Source organism: Polynucleobacter sp. AP-Titi-500A-B4 (assembly GCF_018688095.1).
Lineage (GTDB): Bacteria > Pseudomonadota > Gammaproteobacteria > Burkholderiales > Burkholderiaceae > Polynucleobacter.
This window is the reverse complement of the sequence record NZ_CP061311.1, coordinates 1,918,820-1,944,059: the sequence shown is the minus strand read 5'-3', so window position 1 is coordinate 1,944,059 and position 25,240 is coordinate 1,918,820. Positions and strand designations below refer to the sequence as shown.

Annotated in this window: 33 protein-coding genes; 26 read left to right on the top strand and 7 right to left on the bottom strand. The window is 45.3% G+C overall.

Annotated features, from left to right (window positions below; all coding sequences use genetic code 11):
- Positions 1–38: 38 nt before the first annotated feature.
- The 7 genes from FD968_RS09760 to FD968_RS09730 are packed head-to-tail and all read left to right on the top strand — an operon-like array spanning position 39 to position 4,765.
- Positions 39–1,133, top strand: coding sequence for a VanZ family protein (locus FD968_RS09760; RefSeq protein ID WP_215365990.1), 1,095 nt, complete (start codon positions 39–41; stop codon positions 1,131–1,133).
- Positions 1,134–1,149: 16 nt separating this feature from the next.
- Positions 1,150–1,458, top strand: a complete 309-nt coding sequence (locus FD968_RS09755; RefSeq protein WP_215365988.1) for a ferredoxin — start codon at positions 1,150–1,152, stop codon at positions 1,456–1,458.
- Positions 1,459–1,512: 54 nt separating this feature from the next.
- A complete protein-coding gene (locus FD968_RS09750) occupies positions 1,513–2,229 on the top strand; it encodes an alpha/beta hydrolase (protein WP_215365986.1) in 717 nt (238 codons plus the stop codon).
- A gap of 31 nt (positions 2,230–2,260) precedes the next feature.
- Positions 2,261–2,527 carry a YbeD family protein gene (locus FD968_RS09745; RefSeq protein WP_215365984.1) on the top strand — a complete coding sequence of 89 codons (267 nt, stop codon included), beginning with the start codon at positions 2,261–2,263 and terminating at the stop codon, positions 2,525–2,527.
- A 9-nt stretch (positions 2,528–2,536) separates the two neighbouring features.
- Positions 2,537–3,181, top strand: a complete 645-nt coding sequence (gene lipB, locus FD968_RS09740; protein WP_215365982.1) for a lipoyl(octanoyl) transferase LipB — start codon at positions 2,537–2,539, stop codon at positions 3,179–3,181.
- On the top strand, positions 3,178–4,188 hold the full coding sequence (gene lipA, locus FD968_RS09735) for a lipoyl synthase (protein WP_215365981.1): 1,011 nt from the start codon (positions 3,178–3,180) through the stop codon (positions 4,186–4,188). Before lipB ends, lipA begins: the two co-directional genes overlap by 4 nt.
- Positions 4,181–4,765 (top strand): hypothetical protein, encoded by a 585-nt coding sequence (locus tag FD968_RS09730; RefSeq protein WP_215365979.1) that lies wholly within the window; start codon positions 4,181–4,183, stop codon positions 4,763–4,765. The genes lipA and FD968_RS09730 overlap by 8 nt, the downstream gene beginning before the upstream one ends.
- Positions 4,766–4,792: 27 nt before the next feature.
- Here the strand turns inward: FD968_RS09730 and FD968_RS09725 are convergent, their stop codons facing one another.
- Complete coding sequence (locus FD968_RS09725; RefSeq protein ID WP_215365977.1) at positions 4,793–5,047, bottom strand: accessory factor UbiK family protein; 255 nt, start codon at positions 5,045–5,047, stop codon at positions 4,793–4,795.
- 262 nt (positions 5,048–5,309) lie between these two features.
- On the opposite strand from FD968_RS09725, the gene FD968_RS09720 reads away from it, so the two are divergent.
- From FD968_RS09720 to ptsP, 8 genes are all read left to right on the top strand, one after another.
- Complete coding sequence (locus FD968_RS09720) at positions 5,310–6,164, top strand: TorF family putative porin (RefSeq protein ID WP_215365975.1); 855 nt, start codon at positions 5,310–5,312, stop codon at positions 6,162–6,164.
- A gap of 25 nt (positions 6,165–6,189) precedes the next feature.
- Positions 6,190–6,528: a P-II family nitrogen regulator gene (locus FD968_RS09715; RefSeq protein WP_011903792.1), complete on the top strand. Its 339-nt coding sequence runs from the start codon at positions 6,190–6,192 to the stop codon at positions 6,526–6,528.
- A gap of 13 nt (positions 6,529–6,541) precedes the next feature.
- Complete coding sequence (locus FD968_RS09710) at positions 6,542–8,026, top strand: ammonium transporter (RefSeq protein WP_215365973.1); 1,485 nt, start codon at positions 6,542–6,544, stop codon at positions 8,024–8,026.
- Positions 8,027–8,130: 104 nt separating this feature from the next.
- Complete coding sequence (gene gshA / locus FD968_RS09705) at positions 8,131–9,429, top strand: glutamate--cysteine ligase (RefSeq protein ID WP_215365972.1); 1,299 nt, start codon at positions 8,131–8,133, stop codon at positions 9,427–9,429.
- 28 nt (positions 9,430–9,457) lie between these two features.
- The gene (gshB, locus tag FD968_RS09700) at positions 9,458–10,399 is read left to right on the top strand and encodes a glutathione synthase (protein ID WP_215365970.1); all 942 of its coding nucleotides are present in this window, start codon (positions 9,458–9,460) and stop codon (positions 10,397–10,399) included.
- Position 10,400: 1 nt separating this feature from the next.
- A complete protein-coding gene (locus FD968_RS09695; protein ID WP_215365968.1) occupies positions 10,401–10,838 on the top strand; it encodes a PTS sugar transporter subunit IIA in 438 nt (145 codons plus the stop codon).
- Positions 10,838–11,107 (top strand): HPr family phosphocarrier protein, encoded by a 270-nt coding sequence (locus FD968_RS09690; RefSeq protein ID WP_215365966.1) that lies wholly within the window; start codon positions 10,838–10,840, stop codon positions 11,105–11,107. The genes FD968_RS09695 and FD968_RS09690 overlap by 1 nt, the downstream gene beginning before the upstream one ends.
- Before the next feature lie 2 nt (positions 11,108–11,109).
- On the top strand, positions 11,110–12,861 hold the full coding sequence (gene ptsP, locus FD968_RS09685; RefSeq protein WP_215365964.1) for a phosphoenolpyruvate--protein phosphotransferase: 1,752 nt from the start codon (positions 11,110–11,112) through the stop codon (positions 12,859–12,861).
- Between the two features lie 13 nt (positions 12,862–12,874).
- Here the strand turns inward: ptsP and FD968_RS09680 are convergent, their stop codons facing one another.
- From FD968_RS09680 to gpmA, 3 genes are read right to left on the bottom strand one after another with little or no spacing between them, the layout of a single operon-like run.
- Positions 12,875–13,627: a HesA/MoeB/ThiF family protein gene (locus FD968_RS09680; RefSeq protein ID WP_215365962.1), complete on the bottom strand. Its 753-nt coding sequence runs from the start codon at positions 13,625–13,627 to the stop codon at positions 12,875–12,877.
- Positions 13,628–13,644: 17 nt separating this feature from the next.
- Positions 13,645–15,078, bottom strand: a complete 1,434-nt coding sequence (locus FD968_RS09675; RefSeq protein ID WP_215365960.1) for a S41 family peptidase — start codon at positions 15,076–15,078, stop codon at positions 13,645–13,647.
- A gap of 10 nt (positions 15,079–15,088) precedes the next feature.
- A complete protein-coding gene (gpmA, locus tag FD968_RS09670) occupies positions 15,089–15,778 on the bottom strand; it encodes a 2,3-diphosphoglycerate-dependent phosphoglycerate mutase (protein WP_215365958.1) in 690 nt (229 codons plus the stop codon).
- A 22-nt stretch (positions 15,779–15,800) separates the two neighbouring features.
- Here gpmA and FD968_RS09665 point away from each other — a divergent pair, with 22 nt between their 5' ends.
- Genes FD968_RS09665 through FD968_RS09650 form a run of 4 tightly spaced genes read left to right on the top strand, consistent with a single transcriptional unit; the run spans position 15,801 to position 18,077 of the window.
- Positions 15,801–16,214, top strand: coding sequence for a rhodanese-like domain-containing protein (locus FD968_RS09665; protein WP_215365956.1), 414 nt, complete (start codon positions 15,801–15,803; stop codon positions 16,212–16,214).
- Between the two features lie 8 nt (positions 16,215–16,222).
- Positions 16,223–16,477 (top strand): glutaredoxin 3, encoded by a 255-nt coding sequence (gene grxC, locus FD968_RS09660; protein WP_215365954.1) that lies wholly within the window; start codon positions 16,223–16,225, stop codon positions 16,475–16,477.
- A gap of 28 nt (positions 16,478–16,505) precedes the next feature.
- Positions 16,506–17,030 carry a protein-export chaperone SecB gene (secB, locus tag FD968_RS09655; RefSeq protein WP_215365952.1) on the top strand — a complete coding sequence of 175 codons (525 nt, stop codon included), beginning with the start codon at positions 16,506–16,508 and terminating at the stop codon, positions 17,028–17,030.
- A 24-nt stretch (positions 17,031–17,054) separates the two neighbouring features.
- On the top strand, positions 17,055–18,077 hold the full coding sequence (locus tag FD968_RS09650; protein ID WP_215365950.1) for an NAD(P)H-dependent glycerol-3-phosphate dehydrogenase: 1,023 nt from the start codon (positions 17,055–17,057) through the stop codon (positions 18,075–18,077).
- 13 nt (positions 18,078–18,090) lie between these two features.
- Here the strand turns inward: FD968_RS09650 and trmL are convergent, their stop codons facing one another.
- Both trmL and FD968_RS09640 read right to left on the bottom strand, forming a co-directional pair.
- A complete protein-coding gene (gene trmL / locus FD968_RS09645; protein ID WP_215365948.1) occupies positions 18,091–18,561 on the bottom strand; it encodes a tRNA (uridine(34)/cytosine(34)/5-carboxymethylaminomethyluridine(34)-2'-O)-methyltransferase TrmL in 471 nt (156 codons plus the stop codon).
- A gap of 28 nt (positions 18,562–18,589) precedes the next feature.
- Entirely contained in the window at positions 18,590–19,333 is a 744-nt protein-coding gene (locus FD968_RS09640) for a ComF family protein (protein ID WP_215365946.1), read from the bottom strand.
- A 23-nt stretch (positions 19,334–19,356) separates the two neighbouring features.
- Between FD968_RS09640 and FD968_RS09635 the strand changes: the two genes are divergently transcribed.
- From FD968_RS09635 to FD968_RS09605, 7 genes are all read left to right on the top strand, one after another.
- The gene (locus FD968_RS09635) at positions 19,357–20,145 is read left to right on the top strand and encodes a methyltransferase domain-containing protein (protein ID WP_251367569.1); all 789 of its coding nucleotides are present in this window, start codon (positions 19,357–19,359) and stop codon (positions 20,143–20,145) included.
- 192 nt (positions 20,146–20,337) lie between these two features.
- On the top strand, positions 20,338–21,495 hold the full coding sequence (gene coxB, locus FD968_RS09630) for a cytochrome c oxidase subunit II (RefSeq protein ID WP_215365943.1): 1,158 nt from the start codon (positions 20,338–20,340) through the stop codon (positions 21,493–21,495).
- A 42-nt stretch (positions 21,496–21,537) separates the two neighbouring features.
- A complete protein-coding gene (gene ctaD / locus FD968_RS09625) occupies positions 21,538–23,157 on the top strand; it encodes a cytochrome c oxidase subunit I (protein WP_215365941.1) in 1,620 nt (539 codons plus the stop codon).
- A gap of 1 nt (position 23,158) precedes the next feature.
- Positions 23,159–23,278, top strand: coding sequence for a cytochrome oxidase small assembly protein (locus FD968_RS10580; protein ID WP_251367568.1), 120 nt, complete (start codon positions 23,159–23,161; stop codon positions 23,276–23,278).
- Positions 23,279–23,287: 9 nt separating this feature from the next.
- Positions 23,288–23,872, top strand: a complete 585-nt coding sequence (locus FD968_RS09615) for a cytochrome c oxidase assembly protein (RefSeq protein WP_215368136.1) — start codon at positions 23,288–23,290, stop codon at positions 23,870–23,872.
- A 17-nt stretch (positions 23,873–23,889) separates the two neighbouring features.
- Entirely contained in the window at positions 23,890–24,063 is a 174-nt protein-coding gene (locus tag FD968_RS09610; RefSeq protein ID WP_215368137.1) for a DUF2970 domain-containing protein, read from the top strand.
- A gap of 29 nt (positions 24,064–24,092) precedes the next feature.
- Positions 24,093–24,947 carry a cytochrome c oxidase subunit 3 gene (locus tag FD968_RS09605; protein WP_215365937.1) on the top strand — a complete coding sequence of 285 codons (855 nt, stop codon included), beginning with the start codon at positions 24,093–24,095 and terminating at the stop codon, positions 24,945–24,947.
- Between the two features lie 67 nt (positions 24,948–25,014).
- Here the strand turns inward: FD968_RS09605 and FD968_RS09600 are convergent, their stop codons facing one another.
- Positions 25,015–25,227, bottom strand: coding sequence for a twin transmembrane helix small protein (locus FD968_RS09600; protein ID WP_215365935.1), 213 nt, complete (start codon positions 25,225–25,227; stop codon positions 25,015–25,017).
- Between the last annotated feature and the right edge of the window lie 13 nt (positions 25,228–25,240).

Sequence of the window (25,240 nt, the reverse complement as noted above, 5' to 3'; positions counted from 1 at the left end):
TTCGTCATTGTAGAAAGGTCTGACCTAGAATTGGGGGAATGGATGCAAATGATCAGCGCCCCCGAAAGCTAGTATGGCCTCTGCAGGCCATGCCGCTTGCTCGTGCGATGAGTCTTGCCTATGCATTGCTGATTCTTTATGTGAGTCTAAATCCATTTGATTTTGATTTTCAGAATGGGATCACTGCAGAGGCCTGGATTGGTGCTCCTTTGCCACGCTTTATTACGATTTTTGATGTTTCGGTCAATATCTTGGCCTATATCCCATTTGGATTTCTGCTGGTCTTTTCCACATATCCTCGCTGGAGAAACTTTGTTGCCTTGGGTATAGCCATTAGCCTGAGTGCCTGGTTGGCTTTTAGTGTTGAAACACTCCAAACTTGGCTACCTACTCGCATTCCAAGTTTGATGGATTGGTGGGCCAATGTATTTGGAGGCTTATTGGGCGGACTGTTAGCAATCCCTCTTGGGCCAGAGTGGCTTTCTGGAACTGCGATACGACGTAGGTTTGATCAATGGTTTGGTTTGAATTGGGCGATATGCGCACTTTTTCTCTTATTCCCTTGGTCGCAGATTTATCCCCAAAGTTCGTGGCTTGGCGTTGGGGTTTGGGGGCATGTCATATTCGGTTCCATTGATTGGGGTACGACGGTGATTAATCAAGTCGTTCAAGAAACCCTCATTACTGGATTTTGTTGGTTAGGCGTTGCGCTTTTGCTCTCCACTGGAATGCGAGTCAAGGCGCCCCAATGGCAAATATTGAATGGCCTACTGGGGCTCACGGTGCTACTAAAGACACTTTTCACAGCCCTTCAGTTCGGTTGGGAGTTCAGCCTCCTCTGGTTTACAGCAGGAGCCTTTTGGGGGATGCTGCTGGCTACAGTTGCTTTGAGATGGGCTTTGCGACTTCGACTAAGAACAAAGCAGCTTTTAGCTATAGTTTGTTTACTCGGCGTCACCGTTGCAATCAATGTAATGCCTGATAATCCCTATTTCATCCTAACCCTCAGGCATTGGAATCAAGGGCGACTATTACATTTCAATGAGTTGATGCAATGGGTTTCGGTAATATGGTTACCACTAGCCTCTATTTGGATGATTCGAAACTTAAGAGATCTAAAGTCAAAATATTAATGAATACAATTTTTTTATGAGCTTTTCACATCACCTATTTTTTTGCTTGAATCAACGAAGCAATGGCGAAGATTGTTGCGATCGGCATAACGCTTTTGCTTTATTTGAATATGCTAAGAACAGGGTAAAAGAGTTGGGCTTAGCTGGTCCCGGAAAAATTCGCGTGAATAAAGCCGGCTGCTTAGACCGTTGTGCTGACGGCCCAGTGATGGTGGTTTACCCAGACGGCATTTGGTATACCTTAGTGGATAAAGAAGATGTAGAAGAAATCATCCAATCCCATTTGTTGAATGGTGCTCCAGTAGAGCGTCTGCAGTTGACATAGCTGTCCTTAGATTTTTCCAGAAATTATTTATCGTCATCATCGAAAGTTTTCTTCATGAATAGCCGTACCAAAGTAATTCATATAGATGGCATTGTGGGTGCAATGGAAATGTCCATTGATCTGCCTGATGAGTTAAAGAGCAATCCATCATTTGTAGTACGCGGACTCGCCTTGGTTGCGCATCCCCATCCTTTATTGGGCGGCACAATGGACAATAAGGTTGCACAAACAATGGCACGTGCATTTAATCAATTGGGTTACGTCAGTGTGCGGCCAAACTTTCGTGGTGTTGGCGGTACTGCTGGCGTACATGATGACGGCGTTGGCGAGTTAGAAGACTTACTCTATGTCACTGAGTGGATGCAAACACCTTCTAGCTGGTCTGACTTTGAAGCAACGGCAGATCAGCCGTGGGTAAATTCAGCTAATACTTTACCGCTGGTTGTTTCAGGTTTTTCGTTCGGCAGTTTTGTGGGCAGCCATTTAGTGCAAAGACTGGCAGAGCTCGGACGTCCCGCTGAACGCTTGGTGATGGTGGGAAGTGCTGCTGGCAAGTGGACTCTCGCTCCGGTGCCCGCTGACACCATTCTGATTCATGGTGAATTGGATGAAACCATTCCCTTAAAAGATGTCTTTGATTGGGCTCTTCCACAAGAGCTCACAGTGCAAGTAGTACCAGGTGCCGATCACTTTTTTCATCGTCGATTGCATTGCATTCGCAACATTATTACTGGCGCTTGGTTAGGTATGCCAGATCATCGTCAGAACTGATTAGAACAATAGAATCGAGCTACTCAATATTATGTCCGAAGAAAAATCCCTGATTGAATACCCGTCCCTTTTTCCAATTAAGGTGATGGGTAAAAATAATCCCGAATATCTGCCCGCAATCATTCATATTGCAAGGCAGTTTGATCCTACATTTGACGAGAGTAAAGTCGAACAAAGACCGTCAAAGGATGGAAATTATCTTGGTATCACTTTGCCTATTACGGCAACTAGTCGTGAACAGCTCGATGAGCTTTATCGAACCCTCTCTACACATCCACTAGTGAGCATTGTTCTTTAGCTGCAACTCATGACGGTTTTGGTAAAACATCTTGGCTTGGCTGATTACGCTTTAACGTATGAAGCCATGCGTGTCTTCACAAAAGAACGAAATAGCGCTACTCCAGATGAGATTTGGATCTTAGAGCATCCACCCGTTTTTACTTTAGGCTTAGCTGGCGATGCTAGCAACTTGCATTCTCCAAGCAATCAAATTCCAATGGTGCAGGTTGATCGTGGTGGTGAAATCACTTATCACGGACCAGGACAGATCGTTGTCTATTTATTACTTGATTTGAAACGTCTTGGGATATTTGTAAAGGAGTTGGTCTCGCGCATTGAGCAGGCTTTGATCGATACCTTGGCAGATTTCGGCATAGAGGCTGAGAGAAAGTCGGGCGCTCCCGGAATTTATGTGTCTGAGCAATCGAGTATCCCGCCTGAATGGTTTGGTGCAAAAGTAGCCGCACTTGGCCTAAAGGTCTCTAAAAGCTGCTCCTATCATGGCCTGGCATTGAATGTGGCAACAGATCTTGAGGCATTTGGGCGCATCCACCCTTGTGGTTATGAGGGCTTAAGAACGGTAGATATGCAAACCCTTGGGATCAAGGACAATATAGATTCAATTAGCCAAAAGCTTTTGGAGAATTTGCAAAAGCAACTAATACCATCATGACCGCAAATAAGACCGATACCAAACAATCTCTTGAGGAGCGCCAAGATCTTCAGTATGACGCTACTCGTAAACAAAAATCGAGTGAGAAGACTGCGCGCATTCCAATCAAGATAGTGCCCCTCGAAGAGATACTTAAAAAACCAGATTGGATTCGGGTAAAGGCTGCATCAGGTAATTCACGTTTTGCCGAAATCAAAAAGATTTTGCGTGAAAACGAATTAGTGACGGTTTGCGAAGAAGCGAGCTGCCCTAATATTGGCGAGTGTTTTGGCAAAGGTACGGCGACATTCATGATCATGGGCGATAAGTGCACTCGCCGTTGTCCATTTTGTGATGTTGGGCATGGCAGACCAGATCCCCTTGATGTAAAAGAGCCTGCAAACTTGGCACGCACTATCGCCGCCTTGAAATTAAATTACGTTGTCATTACTAGCGTAGACCGTGATGACTTGCGTGATGGTGGGGCGATGCATTATGTCGACTGTATCTCCCAATCGCGTGATCTCTCTTCAAGCACGCGCATTGAAGTATTGGTTCCAGACTTTCGTGGCCGTTTAGATAAGGCACTGGATATCTTTGCTGAGCATGCGCCAAAGGGTTTACCAGATGTTATGAATCACAACTTAGAGACGGTTCCGCGTTTATATAAACAAGCTAGACCAGGCGCTGACTATTTGCATTCCCTTAAGTTGCTAAAAGACTTTAAAGAGCGCTTTCCACACATCCCTACAAAGAGTGGCTTGATGGTTGGTTTAGGCGAGACTGATGAAGAGATTCTTGAAGTGATGAAGGATATGCGTGAGCATAATATTGATATGCTCACTATTGGCCAGTACCTTGCGCCATCTGGCCACCATCTCCCGGTTCAGCGCTATGTACACCCTGATGTATTCAAGATGTTCGAAGAGCGAGCTTATGAGATGGGCTTCTCACATGCAGCGGTTGGGGCGATGGTGCGCTCTAGTTACCATGCAGATCAACAGGCGCATGGAGCGGGTATTGTTTAAAAGCGTTTTAAGAGCTTGGCTACTTTTAGCAATATGTATTTTTTTATCGGCCTGCAGCCCTAAGCTGAATTGGCGCACAGTCCAGTCTCCTGAACAGCGATACACGGCGCTGTTTCCAGCTAAGCCAGCTAAGCTTGAGCGCAATATTCCATATCAAGGACAAGAGTTAAAGCAATTTCTTGAAGCAGTGAAAATTGAGGATGATATTTATTCCATCAGCTCGATTCAAGTGCCGCCCAATCAATCGAATTTAGCTCAGAAAATCATCGATCAATTGCAAAGCCACCTATTAGATAAAGCAAGGGGATCGGGTGGCAATGTCTTGATAGAAGATGCCTTCTATCAAACTGCTAGTCGCCAAAGATTTCCGACCAAAGACTATTTCATTGCGGTTAGTGCAAGCGGAAAAATTCAGCAGACCATGAGAGTGCGTTGGATATTGAGACCAACTGATAGTGGTGGAGTTTGGATATATCAAGCATCCGTACTACATATAAATGCAAACAATACTGATATAAAAACGGCGCTATCTACAGAAGAGTACGTAAACTTTTTTAACGAGTTTCATCCAGAGTAAAGCTCTAGATCGCCAAACTATACGAAATTAATTTTTCTCTAAGGCGGCTACTTTTGCTTCAAGTGCCTCTAACTTTTCTCTCGTCTTAGCTAGCACCTTACTTTGCAGTTCAAATTCTTCACGAGTAACCAAATCCATTTTCTGAAAACCTTGATTCATCATTGCGCGCACGTTCTTTTCAATTTCCTGTGCCGGTGAATTGCGAATGGCATCGCCCACTTTATTTTGCATATCGCTAGCAATGCGTTGGATTTGCTCGAGGATTTCGCCAGGTTTTTGCATGATGGGCTTTTTAGTTAGGTTAAGAGTTGCATAAAACACACACATTGATATTTTATGTTGAGCCGTCCAAAAGGGTGAAAAAGGTCAAAAACAGCCAAAAATCCCCTAATTTCCCTAGCGTGGTGCAATAAAAAGCACTAATTAGGTGCATCGGCATTAATAAGGGGAATAGGCTCAAAAACGGTTTTGGCCAAGCCCGCATGATCACTCCATGCAATATGCATTCAACCCATTTTTTATTACAACCAGTAAGGAGTATTAGATGAAAACTTTACACAAGACAGCAATTTCTGCAGTCGCTGCAGGCTTGTTAAGCGGATTGGCATATACGCCAGCTTTCGCGGCCGATGAGCCAGAGGCTAGCCCGATTACTGCAAACGTAACCGTTGTAAACGACTATCGTTATCGTGGTTTGACCCAGTCAAACTTTAAGCCAGCGATTCAAGGCGGTTTTGACTATGCTCATGAAAGTGGCTTTTACATTGGTAACTGGAACAGTTCAATCAGCTGGATTAGTGATTCTTCTACCTATACTTCTGGTGGTACAAAGTCAGTTTCCGCCCCAATAGAAATGGATTTCTACGCCGGCTTTAAGAAGGAGTTCATTGGCGAAGGCTTCGCCTCTGATTTTGGAGTTCTACAGTATTACTACCCAACATCTGGGTTGGCTAATGGAACAACAAATCCGAACTCAACTGAGTTGTATGCTGCGCAAAACTTTACTTTCGGTCCCGTGACTGGATTCGTTAAGTTTTCTTATGCGGTTACCACCTTATTTGGTACAACCAATAGCACTGGATCGTACTATCCAGATCTGACGGTTAATTACGATACAGGCGTCTGGGGATTGTCACTTAATGGCCACGTTGGCTATCAATATATTGCTGGAAATACTAATGCTGCTCCTGGTGTGAGTAGTTTAAGCAACAGCACCTTGTATTCATATACTGATTGGAAGGCTGGCGTAACTAAAGACTTTGGTGGTGGATTATCTGGCTCTTTGGCATATGTTGGTACAAATGCACAAACATACGGCGGGTCATATCAATATGGAACACCACAGGGCAAGAATCAGGGTCGCGCAGGTGGCTTGATTTCCTTAACAAAGACTTTCTAATTTCCACCTCTGAACGGAGAAACATATGAAATTAATTACCGCAATTATCAAGCCCTTCAAGCTTGACGAAGTGCGCGAAGCTCTCTCGGAAGTGGGAGTTTCGGGCATCACCGTCACTGAAGTTAAGGGCTTTGGTCGTCAAAAGGGTCACACCGAGTTGTATCGCGGTGCTGAGTATGTTGTCGACTTTTTGCCTAAGGTAAAAATTGAAGCTGCTGTTGAAGATGGCATCTTGGAGCGTGCGATTGAAGCAATTGAAAAATCAGCACGTACTGGCAAGATTGGTGATGGCAAGATTTTTGTCTCTCCAGTTGAGCACGTCATTCGTATTCGTACCGGTGAAACCGGCGCGTCAGCACTTTAAAGAGAGGTTCAAAATGTTAACTTGGATGAAACGACTCGTTGCTGGTGGTGCTATGGCCTTGGCCATCGGTGCTACTGGTGTAATGGTTACTTCGCCAGCGCATGCTGATGAAGTTAAAAAACCAGCAGTTACTGCTCCTGCCGCAACTCCAGCAGCTGCAGAACCTGCACCCGTTCTTTGTTCCGAAAAGTGCAATAAAGCCGATTCCGCATGGATGATGGTATGTACAGCTTTGGTGTTGCTAATGACACTGCCTGGCTTGGCTTTGTTCTACGGCGGTTTAACACGTAGCAAGAACATACTGTCTATCTGTATGCAATGCTTCATGGTGTTTTCTTTGATTACAGTGCTCTGGTCTATTTACGGCTATAGCTTTGCATTCACGGAAGGTGGGGCATTCATTGGTGGACTTGATCGTCTGTTCTTGGGTGGTATGAATCCAGATTCAGTAGCGGCAACCTTTAGTAAAGGCGTTGTAATTCCTGAGTTTATTTTCATGGCTTTCCAAGCAGTGTTCGCAACCATCACTTGCTGCTTGATCATTGGTTCATTTGCTGAACGCGCTAAGTTCTCTGCAATTCTGGTGTTCATGGTGATTTGGTTCACATTCAGCTACTTGCCAATTGCTCACATGGTTTGGTTCTGGCCTGGTCCTGATGACATCAAAGATGCTGCATCACTCGAAGCAATTACTGCTCGTGCTGGTTGGTTATGGCAAAAAGGTGTTCTCGACTTTGCTGGCGGTACCGTTGTGCATATTAATGCTGCGGTTGCTGGTTTAGTTGGCTCCTTTGTTGTTGGCAAGCGTTTGGGTTACGGCAAAGAAGCAATGAAGCCACATAACTTAGTTTATGTAATGACTGGTGCAGCACTCTTGTGGTTTGGCTGGTTTGGTTTCAATGCTGGTTCAGCTCTCGAAGCAAACGGTAGCGCAGCATTGGCTTTCGTAAATACTTATTTAGCTACTGCTGCCGCTGTATTGGGCTGGTCTGTTGCTGAGTGGGTTCTCAAAGGCAAGCCTTCTATGTTGGGCGCTGCTTCTGGTTGCGTAGCTGGCTTAGTTGCTATTACTCCTGCTGCTGGTTTTGCTGGCCCAATGGGTTCCATCATTATTGGCTTGATCGCTGGTGTAGTTTGCCTCTGGGGTGTTACTGGTCTCAAGAAAATTTTGGGATCAGACGACAGCTTGGACGTATTTGGTGTTCACGGCGTAGGCGGTATTACTGGTGCATTGTTGACCGGTGTATTTGCTGATCCAGCATTGGGTGGTTCAGGTATTTGGGATTATGTGGCTAATGCCGTTGCTCCTGATTACTCGATTGCTAGCCAATTATGGATTCAAGCCCAAGGCGTGATTACCACTGTAATTTGGTCTGGCGTAGTTTCTTTCGTTGCCTTCAAATTGATCGATATCGTGATCGGGTTGCGTGTCAAGGAAGAAGAAGAGCGCGAAGGCTTGGATATCAGCTCACATGGTGAGACTGCTTACGAGTCTTAATCAGTAGATTTACCCCTCACTGGGCGATTTTAGTTAGTTGCCTAGTTTTAAGCGCGGGATCCTAGGATCCCGCGTCTTTCTTTTAATAATCTTACAATGGTGGAATGGTTCCACATCTCATCACTGCCCTAAGCGGCCCTTTGCTCGAATTAGAGTCAAAGGTACTAGAAGCTACCCCAACGATTGAGCGCTGGTTTAGGCTGGAATGGCAAGAACATACTCCGCCATTCTATTGTTCGGTAGATTTACGAAATTCTGGCTTTAAGTTAGCCCCGGTTGATACCAACCTATTTCCAGGTGGATTTAATAATCTTTCTCCCCAGATGTTGCCCTTGGCTGTTCAGGCGGCCATGGCTGCGATCGAGAAGATTTGCCCAGAAGCTAAAAATTTATTGCTGATTCCTGAGCGCCACACGCGCAATACCTTTTATTTGCAGAATATTGCACGACTATCTTCTATCTTGCGTCAGGCTGGACTCAATGTTCGACTTGGCACCTTTTCTGAAGAGATTAAAAAGCCAACTTGGATTGAGTTGCCCGATGGCAATCGTTTGTTAATGGAGCCTTTATCGCGCCTTGGTTTGAAGAAACAGCGTTTGGGTTTAAAGGATTTCGATCCTTGCTCTATTTTGCTCAATAATGATTTGTCGGCTGGCATCCCACCAATCCTTGAAAATATTCACGAGCAATACCTATTGCCTGGCTTGCATGCTGGCTGGCATGTCCGTCGCAAGTCTAATCACTTTGCTGCGTATGAAGAAGTGGCAAAGAAGTTTGCAAAAGTAGTGGATATCGATCAATGGATGATTAATCCGTATTTCACAAGCTGCTCGAATATCAATTTTCATGAGCGTAAAGGCGAAGATGAACTGCAAACCGCAGTCGAGCAGGTTTTGAAAAAGACTGCCAAGAAGTACCGCGAATACGGTATCAAAGAAAAACCATATGTCGTTGTGAAAGCAGATGCCGGCACTTATGGAATGGGAGTCATGGTCGTTAACGATCCCGCCCAACTTAAGGGCTTAAACCGTAAAGACCGTAATAAGATGAGCATTGTCAAAGAAGGTCTTGAGGTAAGCGATGTCTTAATTCAGGAAGGCGTTTATACCTTTGAGAAAGTGAATGAAGCCGTGGCTGAGCCTGTGGTGTATATGATTGATCGCTATGTGATCGGCGGTTTTTATCGTGTTCACACAGATCGCGGGCCAGATGAAAACTTAAATGCTCCTGGCATGCACTTTGTGCCTCTCGCATTTGAGCAAAACTCCATGCCAGATCTCGGCGCTAAGCCAGGCAGTGCTGCCCCAAATCGCTTCTACCTATACGGCGTTGTTGCTCGCTTAGCCTTGCTAGCAGCCTCTCTAGAGCTTGAAAGAACTGACCCAGATATGGAAGCGGCATAGTTTGATGCTGATTGCTTAATAGAAGAATATGGATCTTTTATTTATTGCCGACCCTCTAGAATCTTTTAAGATCAAAAAAGATTCCACTTTAGCGATGATGCGGGTTGCTCAAGAAGCTGGGCATCGCTTGTGGTTCTGCCAGAGTCGCAATATTTTATGGAAAGATAAGCTGGTGGTTGCTGACTGCCAGTCTTTATTACTCAAACCAAGCTCTACATCTTGGTTTGAGATGGGCGCGGTTGAATCAAAAGCACTCAATACATTTTCTGCAGTGCAGATGAGAACGGATCCACCTTTTGATATTGAGTATCTCAATACAACATGGCTCTTATCTGCAGCAAAAAGACAGGGCGCGAGAGTATTTAATGACCCAGCTGCTGTTCGTGATCACTCTGAGAAACTGTCAATTACGGAATTTCCAGAGCTGATCCCGCCAACACTAGTGACTCGAGAGCTGAGTGCGGTAGAAGAGTTTCATCGAATTCATAGCGATATCGTGATCAAGCCCCTTGATGGTATGGGCGGTATGGGTGTATTTCGGGTCGGTCCTGACGGCTTAAATTTAGCCAGTATTGTGGAAACTCTTGGTGAGGATGGCTCTAGAACCCTGATGGTTCAACGCTTCTTGCCGGATATTGCTGATGGTGACAAGCGTGTTCTATTGATTGGTGGCGAGGTTGTACCATTTGCCTTGGCACGTATTCCTCAGGGTAAAGAAATTCGCGGTAATTTAGCTGCAGGCGGTAAAGGGGTGGCAATGCCTTTAAACGCTGACGAGAAAAGAATTGCTGAGAAACTAGCACCTATTCTGAATCAACGCGGTTTATTCTTAGTTGGCCTGGATTTAATCGGAGGTTATTTGACAGAGATTAATGTCACTAGCCCAACGTGTTTTGTTGAAATTACTGACCAAAGCAAATTCGATGTTCCACAGTTTTGGTTGAAAGCCCTTGAGAGGACATTGTCATAATATGGCTGGAATCGTAATTGTTTCTCACACGCCTATTGCAAGCGCAATGCTGAGTTTTGCAGAGCATACTTTTGGTGTAGTGCCGGAACGTGTCAGGGCGGTTGATATACCCCCACATGAAGATACTAAGGTGAGCTTTGATCGTGTACTCAAAGCTGCTTATGGCGTCAATACTGGCAACGGCGTACTCATCTTGACTGATGTGATGGGGGCAACTCCAGCGAACGTAGCATCAAAGCTCGAAAGCTTGGGCCCTTTGTCTGGGTTAAATGCTCCCGTGATTGTTTTGGCGGGATTGAATCTGCCTATGCTGATGCGCTGCATATCCCATCGCGGTGAAGGCCTGGAAGAGTTAGCGAAGAAAGCCCTGGCTGGTGGTCAGAATGGAATCTTGCGTCTAGGCGCAAAAGTAGATCAAGCATTAAAGGAGCAGTTGTAATGCCAGTTGCTGAAATTGAGATTATTAATAAGTTGGGACTGCATGCCAGAGCGTCTGCTAAGTTGTCTCAATTGGCGGCCCAATTTCCCTGTGAAATATTTCTGTCACGAAATGGGCGTCAAATCAACGCTAAGAGCATCATGGGCGTCATGATGCTGGCAGCAGGTATTGGTAGCACGATTACCCTGGAGACGGTGGGTGATAAGGCAGATGAGGCTATGGAAGCCCTCACGGCATTAATTAATGACCGCTTTGGAGAGGGTGAGTAAAAATGACTTTTGCGTTGCACGGAATTCCAGTATCGAAAGGCATTGCCATTGGCAAGGCGGTACTGATTTCGCGCGCAGCACTAGAAGTCAGTCATTATTTAGTTGAGCCCGGTAAAGAAGAGGCGGAAGCCCAAAAATTATTAGACGCATTTCAGCAGGTTCGCTTAGAGCTTGATCAGTTGCGTTTGGGGTTGCCAAAAGATGCACCTCAAGAGATGGCGGCATTCTTAGACGTGCATGGCATGATCTTGGCTGATCCAGCTTTGGCGGAAAAACCCATCAAGCTGATTCGCGCTCAACGATTAAATGCTGCTTGGGCTTTGACTACTGAGTTAAATGATCTGCTGGAGCAATTTGCCGAGATTGAAGACCCTTATTTAAAAGAGCGTGCGAATGATATTCGTCAAGTAGCTGAGCGTGTGATTAAGGCGCTCAATGCACAAAAAGACGCGCTAAAAGGAGCTGACTTTTTACCCTCAAGTGATGTTGGTGTGGAATCCATCATTGTGGCTCACGATATTGCACCGCATGATATGTTGCGCTTCAAGGAGCATGCCTTCACCGGCTTTGTGACTGATCTTGGTGGCAAAACTTCGCATACCGCTATCGTAGCCCGTAGCATGGAAATTCCAGCAGTAGTGGGTGTGCGCCATGCCAGTGAAATGATTCGTCATGGCGATTGGTTGATTTTAGATGGTGAACAGGGCGTAGTCGTTGTTGCTCCAGATGAACAGCTGTTGGCTGAATATCGAAAGCTACAAACTCAAGGAGCAAAGGAAGCTCGTAAGCTTCAACAGCTAAAGCATGCCAAAACAGAAACACTTGACCGAGTAGATATTGAGCTTTTCGCTAATATTGAGTTGCCTGAAGATGCCGTGCAGGCAATAAAACTGGGTGCATTGGGTGTAGGCTTATTCCGTTCTGAGTTTTTGTTTATGGATCGTAAGCAAGCATTGCCAGATGAGGAGCAACAGTATCAAGAATATCGTCGCGTAGTCGATCTCATGCATGGTTTGCCAGTTAACATTAGAACGATTGACGTCGGTGCTGATAAAGCATTGGGTGCAGGCGGAACAGATGTATCTCAAACGGGCACGTCACCATTGGGTTTGCGGGCTATTCGTTGGTCATTAACTGAGCCAGAAATCTTCTTGACACAATTAAGGGCTATTTTGCGAGCATCTGCTCACGGGCAAGCGCGCATCATGATTCCAATGTTGGCGCACGCAAAAGAAATCGATGAAACATTCCGCCTGATCGAAAAAGCAAAGCAACAATTACTGCAGCGTGGACAATCGTTCAATCCGAATATTCAAGTTGGTGCGATGATTGAGATTCCAGCAGCTGCTCTGGTGTTGCCATTGTTTATCAATCGCTTTGATTTTCTATCGATTGGTACGAATGACTTAATTCAGTACACCTTGGCAATTGATCGTGCTGATCATGCAGTAGCCCATTTGTATGATCCATTGCACCCAGCCATTTTGCATTTGTTAGCAAATATTATTGAGCAAGCAAAACGCGCTAATGTGCCGATTGCAGTATGTGGCGAGATGGCTGGAGATCCTGCCCTCACTAAGCTTTTGCTGGCAATGGGATTGACAGACTTTTCAATGCATTTCAGCCAATTATTGTTAGTTAAACGTGAGATCCTGAAAGCCAATGTCGGTATGTTGAAGGCTCGATTCCCAAGAGTTCTCAAGGCCTATGAGCCTGAGGCTCAAGCCAAGGCTTTGGAGCGATTGCTGGCATAAATCTTCAGTGGCTTCAGTGTTTTTGGCTACAGACTGGACAGTCTGGGTTGCGGGCAATACGAATCTGATCGACCTGAGTAGTACGCGCATCCCAAAGTAACATTCGTCCGACTAGAGGCTCTCCGAATTGAATTAATACTTGCAAGGCTTGGGCTGCTTGAATGGCGCCAATAATGCCAACAAGTGGAGAGAAAATCCCCATGCTTGCACAGCTTACTTCTTCAAAATTTTCATCTGGAGAAAAAATACAGGCATAGCAGGGAGAGGTAGTCATGCGCGGATCGAACACCGATACTTGGCCATCAAAGCGCAAGGCTGATCCTGAAACTAAAGGTTTTTGATATTTAACGCAGCTGGCATTAATGAGGTGCCGTGTAGAAAAGTTATCCGTGCAATCTAAAACAATATCCACGCTGGGTAGAAGCTCATCCAATAATGATGCAGTTGCTTTTGCTTGTATGGTTTCAATCTGAATGCTGGGATTAAGTTGATTCAGAAATTGCTTACCAGATACAACTTTACTTTTACCAACCATTGCATCGGTATGCATGATTTGGCGCTGTAAATTAGTGAGTTCTACTTCATCGTGATCTACGAGGGTGATGTGTCCAACTCCAGCAGCCGCTAGATAGGGGGCAGCAGCACTTCCTAATCCGCCCGCCCCGATGACTAATGCATGTGCATTAAGGAGTTTTTCTTGGCCTTCAACGTCAATATCCTCAAGCAGTAAATGCCTTGAGTAGCGAAGTAGCTGCGCATCATTCATTTGCTGACCAAAAAGAATTACTCAAGCTTGGATGATGAACGTTTTACTGGTTGACCATTAATAAAGGCAACCGCCTGAGAAAGCATGAAGTCATCTGCACTTCCGAGCTCCGGAGGCTTTTTATTCTTTTCTTTCTCTTTTTCTTCAGGAGTCTTCTTGGCATTCTTCTCTTCAATGCGCTGTAACTCTTCGAGACGGCGTTGCTCCCGATCTTTAATTAACTTATCTTCAGCCGATTGTTTATTGCGTAAATGCTTTTCGCTATCAATCTCACGTGTGATCAGTACATCATCTGGATCGCCATCTTTATTTTGATCTACTGGGATATCTGGTTTGATGCCATATGCCTGAATCGACTTACCACTGGGTGTGTAGTAATAAGCAGTGGTGATCTTCAGGGCTGAGTCATTGGTGAGGGGGCGAACGGTTTGTACGGAGCCCTTGCCAAAGGTTGTTTTTCCAATGATCGTAGCGCGTTTGTAATCTTGTAATGCACCAGCCACAATTTCAGATGCAGAAGCTGAATAGGCATTTACTAAAACGACCATCGGTAGTTTTTTATACATCTCAGGCACTCCTGCCAGAGGGTCGCCAGGTTCGCTCAATCGATACATCGCTGGCGTGGCATTAAAGACTTGTTTTGAGTCAGCCGCTTGACCCTTTGTTGAAACAATCACAGCATCAGCTGGCAAGAAGGCTGCTGCTACGCCAACAGCTCCTTGCAACAAGCCGCCTCCATTGTTACGGAGATCCAAAATGATGCCCTTCATTTTGGGATCCTGGTTAGCAAGATCAATTAGTTTTTTTGCTAAATCTGGAATGGTTCGCTCTTGGAAGCTAGTAATACGCACCCAGGCAATATCGTTATCTAATATCTTTGCTTTAACCGACTGAACCTTGATCTCTGCACGGGTAATCGTTACTGGAAAGCTGCGCTCTTCACTCTTGCGATAAACGGTCAAAGTAATTTTGGTGCCAGGTGTGCCCCGCATTGTGCGTACTGCTTTATCAAGAGACATGCCACGAACGGGTTTGTCATCTAGGCGAGTAATTAAGTCACCAGCTTGCAGGCCTGCTCGTGCAGCAGGGCTATCTTCAATCGGGTTGAGAACTTTAACAACACCATCTTCTGAAGTAATTTCAATTCCGAGGCCAGCAAACTTTCCAGAAGTTTGTTCCTGCATTTCCGCAAAGTCTTTTTTATCTAAAAAGGTTGAGTGAGGATCAAGGCTGCTCACCATGCCTTTGACGGCATCGGTTAAAAGTTGTTTATCTTCAATTGGCTCCACGTACTCACGTTTAATTTGTGCAAATACATTAGAGAGCGTCCGCAATTCATCTAAAGGTAATTGAGAGCCTTGTTGGGCAGTCGCCGAGAGTTGAATAGTAGCAGCTACACCAGCAATGAGGCCAACCGCTATCAGGGCAAAGTTCTTCAGAAAGTGACGCATATTATTTATCTTAGTCCAGGTAAAAATGTTGTATTGGCTTGAGGTTGTCATCCAACTCGTAAACCAGTGGAATGCCATTAGGAACATTGACTTCCATGATGGCCTCATCGGACATCTGGTCTAAATATTTAATTAAGGAACGAATGCTATTTCCGTGTGCTACCAACAAAACACGCTTATTCGCTTTCAGTGCTGGGGCGATAGATTCATTCCAAAGTGGCAGCACGCGTTCAACGTTGTCTTTCAGGCACTCACCAAGAGGAATATCAGCAGCATTTAATTTTGAATAGCGGCTGTCATTTTTTGGGTTGCGTTCATCATGCGCTTCTAGTAGCGGTGGTCGAACATCGTAAGAGCGACGCCAAATGTGGACTTGTTCGTCGCCATACTTGGCAGCAGTTTCTGCTTTGTTTAGGCCGGTCAGCGCACCATAGTGGCGCTCATTTAATCGCCAGCTATGTACTACTGGGATCCACATGAGGTCCATGGCGTCCTGAACATGCCATAGCGTCTTAATAGCGCGCCTTAAAACAGAGGTGTAGGCGATGTCAAATTCATAACCTGCTTTTTTGAGGCTTTCTCCTGCAGCTTGGGCTTGTTCTGCGCCTTTGGGGGTTAAGTCGACATCCGCCCAGCCAGTGAAGCGGTTTTCAAGGTTCCAGGCGGATTCGCCATGACGAATAAGGACAAGTTGTTTCATAGAGCCATTCTATAATCCGGTGATGAACTTTCTCACGCAAATTGATAATTTAGCGCTTATTGCCCTGTTGCTGACTTCGGGCCTAGCGCTTTTCCTACCCACATTATCTACGCTTATTAGCGGAAAAGGCTTATCGCCTACCGAAGCGACGATTTGGATTAATCGCCGTAAAGCCCATGTTTTGGATTTGCGTGCTGAAGATGCATATAAAGCAGGCCATTTGCCTGGTGCAAAGTTGGCAAGCGCTGCTAATCTTGTGAGTGCTATTGAAGCCCTGAAGCTCGATCGCAAGCGTCCCTTAGTATTGGTGTGCGATACAGGCGTTCAGTCACGTAAAGCCTTGGCGCAAGTACAAAAACTCGAATTTGTTGAGGTCGGCGTTTTGGACGGAGGCGTCCAAGCGTGGAAAACTGCTGCCCTGCCATTGGTTAAGTAAGGGAAGATATGCCACAGGTAACGATGTACAGCACACAGGTTTGCCCATACTGCGTCATGGCAGAAAAACTGTTGATCAAAAAGGGCGTTGGAAATTTAGAAAAGATTTTGATTGATCGCGATCCTTCACAGCGTGAAATCATGATGACTCGTACTGGTCGCCGCACAGTTCCGCAAATTTATATTGGCGAGACTCATGTGGGTGGCTATGATGATTTAGTAGCTTTGGATCGCGCTGGAAAGCTTGATCCTTTATTGGCTTAATAGATTAAAAACATAAAGAAAGTTTGTAATGACTGAACAATCTTCCACCCCTGGTGCAGCCAGTACTGATTCTAAGGCTCCTGCATTTAGCATCCAACGTATTTTTCTAAAGGATTTATCTTTAGAGCAACCCAACGCTCCTGAAATATTCTTAGTAGTGGCTGAGCCACAGGTGCAGGTAGAGGTCGACATTGCTGTAAATCGAATTGGCGAAGAACTTTTTGAGGTGGCATTAAGTTCTACTATGACAGCACGTGTTGAAGGCAAGGTGCTCTTCTTGGTTGAGGCCAATCAAGCCGGTATTTTTGAGTTCAGAAATATTCCAGCAGAGCAAATTGATCCAATGTTAGGCATTACTTGTCCAACGATTCTCTATCCATACCTACGCTCGAATATGGCTGATGTGATCAGTCGCGCAGGCTTCCAGCCTATCCATTTGAATGAAATTAATTTTCATGGCATGTATGAGCACAGATTGATGCAAGCTCAGCAAGCATCTGGTGAAAAATCTGACGATGGTGCGGATGAAAGCAAAATTATTCTGCCTAACTAAGCGAGTAAGGCTAGGTCACCCATTATGAAAGTGACATTGCTCGGTGCAGGTGCTTGGGGGACTGCAATGGCCTCTCAAGCTGCGCGCCAGCTTCGAGCAGAAGATGTTTGCTTATGGTCTCGTAGTACAGAACAGCTAAAAGCTATCGCCCAAGGAGGTGAAAATCATACTTATCTTCCAGGCATTGCTTTACCCAAACATTTGCAGTTAGAAAGTGACTTTGCAGCTGCAGTCAAACGACTTGGGCGCGAAGATCTTTTGGTGATTGCAACACCAATGTCCGGGCTTTCGGAAACGATTGCCAAGGTTCTGAAGATTACAGACCATCCCCTGAATATTATTTGGTTGTGTAAAGGGTTGGAGCCAGCGACTGCGTTGTTACCGCATCAAGTGGTGGAGCGAGAGGACCAGCTTCATAGTCATGGTTTAAAACACTCTTATGGTGCCTTGTCTGGACCCAGCTTTGCACATGAAGTTGGCGCAGGAATGCCATGTGCATTAACGGTAGCCAGCTCTTCTGAGGAGCTTTGCAAAATTGTTCAAGCCGCTTTTCATCATGGAAATATGCGTGTGTATTCAAGTGATGATCTGATTGGTGTTGAATTAGGCGGGGCTGTGAAGAATGTATTGGCAATCGCTGCGGGTATTGGCGATGGCTTAAGCCTTGGTTTAAATGCTCGAGCGGCAGTGCTCACGCGTGGTTTGGCTGAGATGATGCGTTTGGTAAAAGCAGCCGGCGGTAAATCAGAGACTTGTATGGGCTTAACCGGTGTTGGCGATTTGATTTTGACTGCAACGGGAGACCTCTCTCGCAATCGCCGTGTTGGGCTTGAGTTGGCTAAAGGTAAATCTTTAAATCAGATCCTAGCTGGCTTAGGTCATGTGGCAGAGGGCGTCTTATGTGCTGCTGCTGTAGGTGATCTAGCCAAGCGTTTGCAGGTAGAGATGCCTATTACTGCCATGATGGGTGAAGTGCTTGCTGGCAAGCTTGATGCTAAGGATGCCGTCAGAAAGCTGATGGGCCGCGACCCAAAAATTGAGACTTAAGACTGTTTAAGTTTTACTTGCCGCCTGCAAGACCATTTTGGCGCCAAGCTTCATACACGACAATTGCAACCGTATTCGATAAGTTCAGGCTGCGACTGCTGTCTTGCATTGCAAGCCGCATTTGATTGACCGCTGGAATTGAGTTACGTACCTCATCTGTGATTCCTTTGGTTTCTGAGCCAAAGATGAAATAGTCATCAGGCGAATATTTACCCTCATGAAACTTTCCATTGCCTTTCGTAGTTAAAGCAAAAAGATGCTGAGGGTCAGGATTTTCATTGGCAAGAAACTGTGCCCAATTGGCATGCACTTTAATGCTTGCGAACTCGTGGTAGTCCAAGCCAGCGCGGCGTAATTTAGCATCCTCCATTGGAAAACCTAAAGGCTCAATCAGATGGAGTTTTGCCCCAGTATTGGCGCACAAGCGAATGATGTTGCCCGTGTTGGGAGGGATTTCGGGTTCGAATAAAACAATATTAAACATGCTGCATTATCAATTCTTTAGCGCTTGATCAAGTAAATCGCGTTGTTCTCAGTATTACCCAGTTAATCACATGTATGGCTCCTAGGGCTTTGAGAATACGCGCAATTTCATTTAGTGTCGCCCCGGTGGTCATCACATCATCAAAGACAATGACCGTCTTGTCCGCTAAACGGTCTGCATATTGAGGATCAATATAAAACATCTGGCGAATGGCCTCTTGCCTTGCGCTAAGAGGATTGCCTGCTTGATGGTCTTCATGATGATGACGCTTTAAGGCATAAGGCAATTTTTCTACATACTGATTACAAGCAATTCTTCTTGCTAACTCCCAGCTTTGATTAAATCCTCGGGCGAGTAATTTGTGGTCACTGAGTGGCACTGGTAACAAATAGTCCGCTCTGCATTGATCTAGTCGATTGGCTTGAATTTGATTCCATGCTTTAGCTATCCCATGCGCAAATACAATTCTTTTTTGATATTTGAGTTGATGAAGGGCCTCTTGCAAAATGCCGTCGTAGCGATCAAGACAGTAGGTCTCATCAAAAAATGGGGATCTTATTTTGCAATTGTCACAACGCCGATCAACAAGTTCTTGGGTTTTGAGTGGGATGCTACATTGATAGCAACACTCATAGTGAATAAGACTGTTGCTTTCTAGTGCAACAAGGCAAGAAGTGCAAATAGAATCCGATTGAAATTTCTGACAGGCAATACAGGCTGTCGGTAATATTTGCGCACTAATCGCTTGAGCAAGATTCTCTAGAAATTGCATGGGGCGCTGAGTATACTGAGTCAATGACCCAGCCGATCAGATGGTTACAAGACGAAATTGCATACCGTATGTTGCAAAAACTCGATATCGTCAAATTAGACGTGAAAGATATATTAGTCATTCCAGATTTTTCTGGAAAACATTTTTCTGCTTTTGCGAAACGTTTGCCAAGCGCATGTATTCATAGTATTGCTGAGGATGGCTTAAGTGGATTGCAGTTAAAGATCGCAAAAACAATTGCTAATTGGCGTTCAATTTTCCGGGGTGGTCGAGTAAGTCCAATGACAAACTATCTCTCTACGGGCAAATTTGACGTTCCTGATAATTCTGTTGATTTGGTATTTAGCGATCTCCTGTTGCAAGACTTAGTGGATCCCAAAAGTTTCTTGCAGGAGTGTCGACGGGTTCTTCGAGAAGGCGGCCTTATTGCGTTTAGTTACCTAGGTCCCGATACCGGAAAAGAATTGCGTTCGCTACAAACCACCCCTTTTCAGTTGAAAAATTTATTGAGCCCCTGGGATATGCACGATATAGGGGACGCGCTGATGGGCGAGCGTTTTTCTGACCCAGTTATGGATATGGAATACCTGACCTTGGATTATGAAACGCCAGAGCTTCTATTGGCTGATTTAGAGGCCTTAAAGTTGGTCACCTTGAACCCGCAATTGGAGTCTGAAATGACAGTTTTACCTCAAAAAATCACCTTAGAGGTGGTTTATGGGCATGCTTGGGTCCTTGGTAAGGGCCTTTCTAAGTCGCAGGACAGCGTTACTTATATTGACGTAAATCAAATTGGACGCAAGACTAGGTAATATCCTGCTTAAGTGTAAGTGCTTACTATCATTTAAACCTTGACCAAGATTGGATGCTGGTAGCTTGCCCCTGTTTGTTCTTGATCCTAATTGACCCTATAATCACGGCTGGATGTATTGGCTTGAGACCGCATTTTGAGCATTTTGTAGCGTGTTTTGCTGCAGTGCTCATGACAATCAACAGAGAATAAGATGAATTTATTTGGAAAAGTCACTAGGGCTTCGCTCTATTTAGTAGCAGCCTTCGGCACTGCTTTTGCACACGCCTCAGAAAACATGCCTGGCGGCCCAGCTGTAAATCAGCTCAATTTCACTGCCCCAGCCACCAAAATCATGCAAGAAATCCATTGGTTGCATTGGATGATGTTGGTGATTTGCGCACTCATTTTTGTGGGTGTATTTGGTGTCATGTTCTATTCGATTTTGAAACACCGCAAATCATTGGGTCACAAGTCAGCCTCTTTTCATGAGAGCACAACCGTTGAAATTATTTGGACAGTAATCCCATTACTCATCGTGATCGGGATGGCATTGCCTGCAACTAAAACGGTTGTTGCAATGAAAGACACCACAAACTCTGACATCACTATTAAGACTACTGGCTATCAGTGGAAGTGGGGTTACGACTACATTAAAGGTGAGGGCGAAGGTATTAGCTTTTTGTCTACCTTAGCTACTTCACGTGAAGCCATTAACAATCTTGCACCAAAATCAAATACGTATTTGATGGAAGTCGATAACGAAATGGTTGTACCGGTTGGCAAAAAGATTCGTTTGATTACTACAGCGAACGACGTGATTCATGCTTGGACTATTCCGGCTTTTGGCGTCAAGCAAGATGCAATCCCTGGATTCGTTCGCGATACTTGGTTTAAAGCAGAAACCATCGGCACATTCCGCGGCCAGTGTTCTGAGCTTTGCGGTGCTGAGCACGCCTTTATGCCAATCGTTGTAAAAGTTGTTTCAGAAGAGGACTACACCGCTTGGGTTGCACAGAAGAAGAAAGAAATGGGCGCTGGCGGCGATGATCCGTCTAAGGTTTATACCTTGGATGAGCAAAAAGAACGCGGCGCTAAAGTGTATGCAGCGAACTGTGCTGCATGTCACCAAGCAAACGGCAAAGGCGCAGGCGCATTCCCAGCATTGGATGGCAGTAAGGTGGTGAATGGTCCTAAAGCAGGCCAATTCAACATCCTCATCAATGGTAAGGGCGCGATGCCGAAGTGGGCTGGCGTAATTTCTGATGGCGATATCGCTGCAGTGATGACCTATACACGTAACGCATGGGGTAATAAGACGGGTGAAGTGATTCAGACCCAAGAAATTATTACTGCGCGCGGCGGCAATTAATTCAGATTAACCAATACAGATAAAACGAAACCGGAGTAATTTATGAGCACAGTCTCTACTACCCACGATCACGCACACGATCACGCGCATGATGATCACACGCCACATGGTTGGCGTCGTTGGTTGTTCGCAACCAACCATAAAGACATCGGCACGATGTACCTGATCTTCTCGTTTGTTAGCTTATTGGCTGGCGGCGTGATGGCCCTGGGAATTCGTCTGGAATTATTCCAACCTGGCTTGCAATTCCTGCGCCCTGAATTCTTTAACCAATTAACCACGATGCATGGTTTAGTCATGGTGTTCGGTGCGATCATGCCAGCCTTCGTTGGCTTTGCTAACTGGATGGTGCCTTTGCAAATCGGCGCATCTGATATGGCGTTTGCACGTATGAATAACTTTAGCTTCTGGATCTTGCCGGTCGCTGCGACATTGTTGCTGAGTTCATTCTTGGTTCCTGGTGGCGCACCAGCAGGTGGCTGGACTATTTACGCTCCATTGACATCACAAATGGGTCCTGGCATGGATATGGCGATTTTTGCGCTCCACTTGCTAGGTGCTTCTTCCATCATGGGCTCGATCAACATCATCGTAACTATCTTGAATATGCGCGCGCCTGGTATGAGTTTGATGAAGATGCCAATGTTCTGCTGGACTTGGTTGATCACCGCGTATTTGTTGATTGCTGTGATGCCTGTGTTGGCTGGCGCAATCACGATGGTTTTAACTGATCGTCACTTTGGTACTTCATTCTTCTCCGCTGTTGGTGGTGGCGACCCAATCATGTTCCAGCATATCTTCTGGTTCTTTGGGCACCCAGAGGTCTACATCATGATTCTGCCTGCATTCGGAATCGTCAGTGAAATCGTTCCTGCTTTCTCCAGAAAGACTTTGTTTGGTTATAGCTCCATGGTTTATGCAACATCGTCTATTGCGATCTTGTCATTTATCGTTTGGGCTCACCATATGTTTGCAACGGGTATGCCAGTAACAGGCCAATTGTTCTTCATGTACGCAACGATGTTGATTGCAGTTCCAACTGGCGTGAAGATTTTTAACTGGGTTGCAACAATGTGGAAAGGTTCAATGACCTTTGAAACTCCAATGTTGTGGGCTATTGGCTTCATCTTTGTGTTTACGATGGGTGGTTTTACTGGTTTGATTCTCGCAATGGCTCCAATTGATATTGGCCTGCAAGATACTTACTACGTTGTAGCGCACTTCCACTATGTGCTGGTAGCGGGTTCATTGTTTGCTATGTTTGCTGGTTTTTATTACTGGTGTCCAAAGTGGACGGGCTATATGGCTAGTGAAACTCGTGGCAAGATCCATTTCTGGACCTCCATGATTTTCTTCAACATTACCTTCTTCCCAATGCATTTCCTGGGCTTGGCAGGTATGCCACGTCGTTATGCTGATTACCCAACTCAGTTTGCTGATTTCAATTCGATCGCTTCGATTGGCGCCTTAGGCTTCGGTCTTTCACAGGTTTATTTCCTGCTCTTCGTTGTGATGCCAGCATATCGCGGTCAAGGTGAAAAAGCGCCGATGAAACCATGGGATGGTGCTAAAGGCTTGGAGTGGACTATTCCTTCCCCTGCACCTCATCATACTTTTGAAACTCCGCCAAGCGCAGAGCAATTGCGTGAAGCTGGAATCTAATTTGTCTTCAAAACAAGCCCAAGCTGCGAGTAATCGTCGCCTAGGCTTGATTTTGTTGAGTGTCGCAATCGTTTTCTTTATCGGTATCGTGATGAAGTGGAGTGTGTTGGGACAAGCCTAGCTAATGAAAATGATTTCAACTCAATCGCTAAATCGTCAAATCTTAGTCAAGCTCTTAATTGCAGCGGTGATGATGTTTGGCTTTGGGTATGCTTTAGTGCCAATGTATAAGGCTCTATGCGAGGTCACTGGAATTAACGTAGTAACGAATAAGAATGACTATGGCATTAGAGCTTATAGCCCTAATAAGGTCGGCAATACCCAGGTTAACTATGCTCGTACTGTAACGATTGAGTTTGATTCTAATAGTCGTGGCCCTTTTACATTCAAGCCGGTCAAGAATTTTTTAGAAGTGCATCCTGGTGAGATGACAGAGATTGTTTATGAAGTTACCAACAATCAGAATCGTTCAGTAAGGGCGCAAGCTATACCGAGTTATGCGCCTAAAAGTGCGACAGAGTTTTTTACGAAATTAGAGTGTTTTTGTTTTCAAGAGCAAACGCTGGCGGCAAATGAAACCAAGAAGATGCCAGTTGTTTTTGTAATTGATGCAGGTTTGCCGGATGATGTAAAAACCATCACCTTGTCGTACACCTTTTTTGAGTTAGGCTTGGGCGGTACTCCACCAGCTCCTAAATCAAAGGTTGTTTCGTGAAGAAGAAAAGTAGTTTTATGCAGTCTATGAAAGCCGTGATGTGGGGTTTTTTAGGGGTGCGTAAGAAATCAGGTTTGCAGGAAGATGTAGCTTCATTGAGTTTTGTACACATTATTATTGCGGGTGTTCTTGGGGCCATAATTTTTATGGCCATCCTGCTCTTAATAGTGAAAGCAGTTGTGTCCCATTGATTATTTTTTGATTGAATAGAGAGAATAAGATGTCATCCAATTCAACCCCACACTATTTCGTCCCAGGACTATCTAGACATCCAGCGATGGCTGCGCTTGGCCTCATTGGCTTTGCTTTCGGTATCTCTGGCTGGGTTAATCACGCTTCTTGGGGCGGTCCACTAACCCTCACAGGTGTGGCCTGGGTTATCTTCGTTCTGTACCACTGGTTTGGTGACACAATTGCTGAGTCAAACTCGGGCAAGAATGGCGTAAACGTCGATGTCTCCTACCGTTGGTCGATGGCTTGGTTCATCTTCTCGGAAATCATGTTCTTCGGCGCATTCTTTGCAGCCTTGTTCTATGCTCGGAATATTGCGATGCCTTGGATGGGTGACGTTGAGAGCAAGTTACTTTGGCCTAATTTCCAAGCGGTTTGGCCAAACGATGGTCCTGCTGGTTTGGTTGAGAAATTCACAACCATGGGTCCCTGGCCAATTCCAACTATCAATACCTTGTTATTGTTGAGCTCAGGTGTAACGATCACGATTGCTCACCATGCATTAGTTGAGAACCATATGAAGAAAGCCATCATTGGCTTGGCTGCAACCGTTGGTTTGGGCGCAATCTTCTTGGGCTTCCAAGTTTATGAGTACTATCATGCTTATCACGAGTTGAACTTGAAATTGACTTCAGGTATCTACGGTTCAACATTCTTCATGTTGACTGGTTTCCACGGCTTCCACGTGTTCCTCGGCGGGACAATGTTGGCGATTGTCTTGCGTCGTATGATTCGCGGAGATTTCACTGCTAAACACCACTTTGCATTTGAGGGTGCTGCTTGGTACTGGCACTTTGTTGACGTCGTATGGCTTGGTCTGTATATCGCTGTTTACTGGATGTAATCGGAATAAAAAATCGGGGCTTAAAGCCCCGATTCCTTTTTTGAGTACCGCTATACCTGGCAACAAATTAGTTTGTACCAACCTTGATTCCAGTAGCTTGAATGAGTCCAAAGTAATGGGCCAGTAGGATACCTAGAAACAGCGCAATAGATAAGCCAATGCGCAGCATGAGAGAGTGAACCATTCTGGCGCTATTGCCTTTATCTTTCATCATGTAATAAAGCGCCGAGCCTAAGCTAGCAACGATCATTAGTAGGACAATTGGAATAATCCACTTCATCTGAAATCCTTAT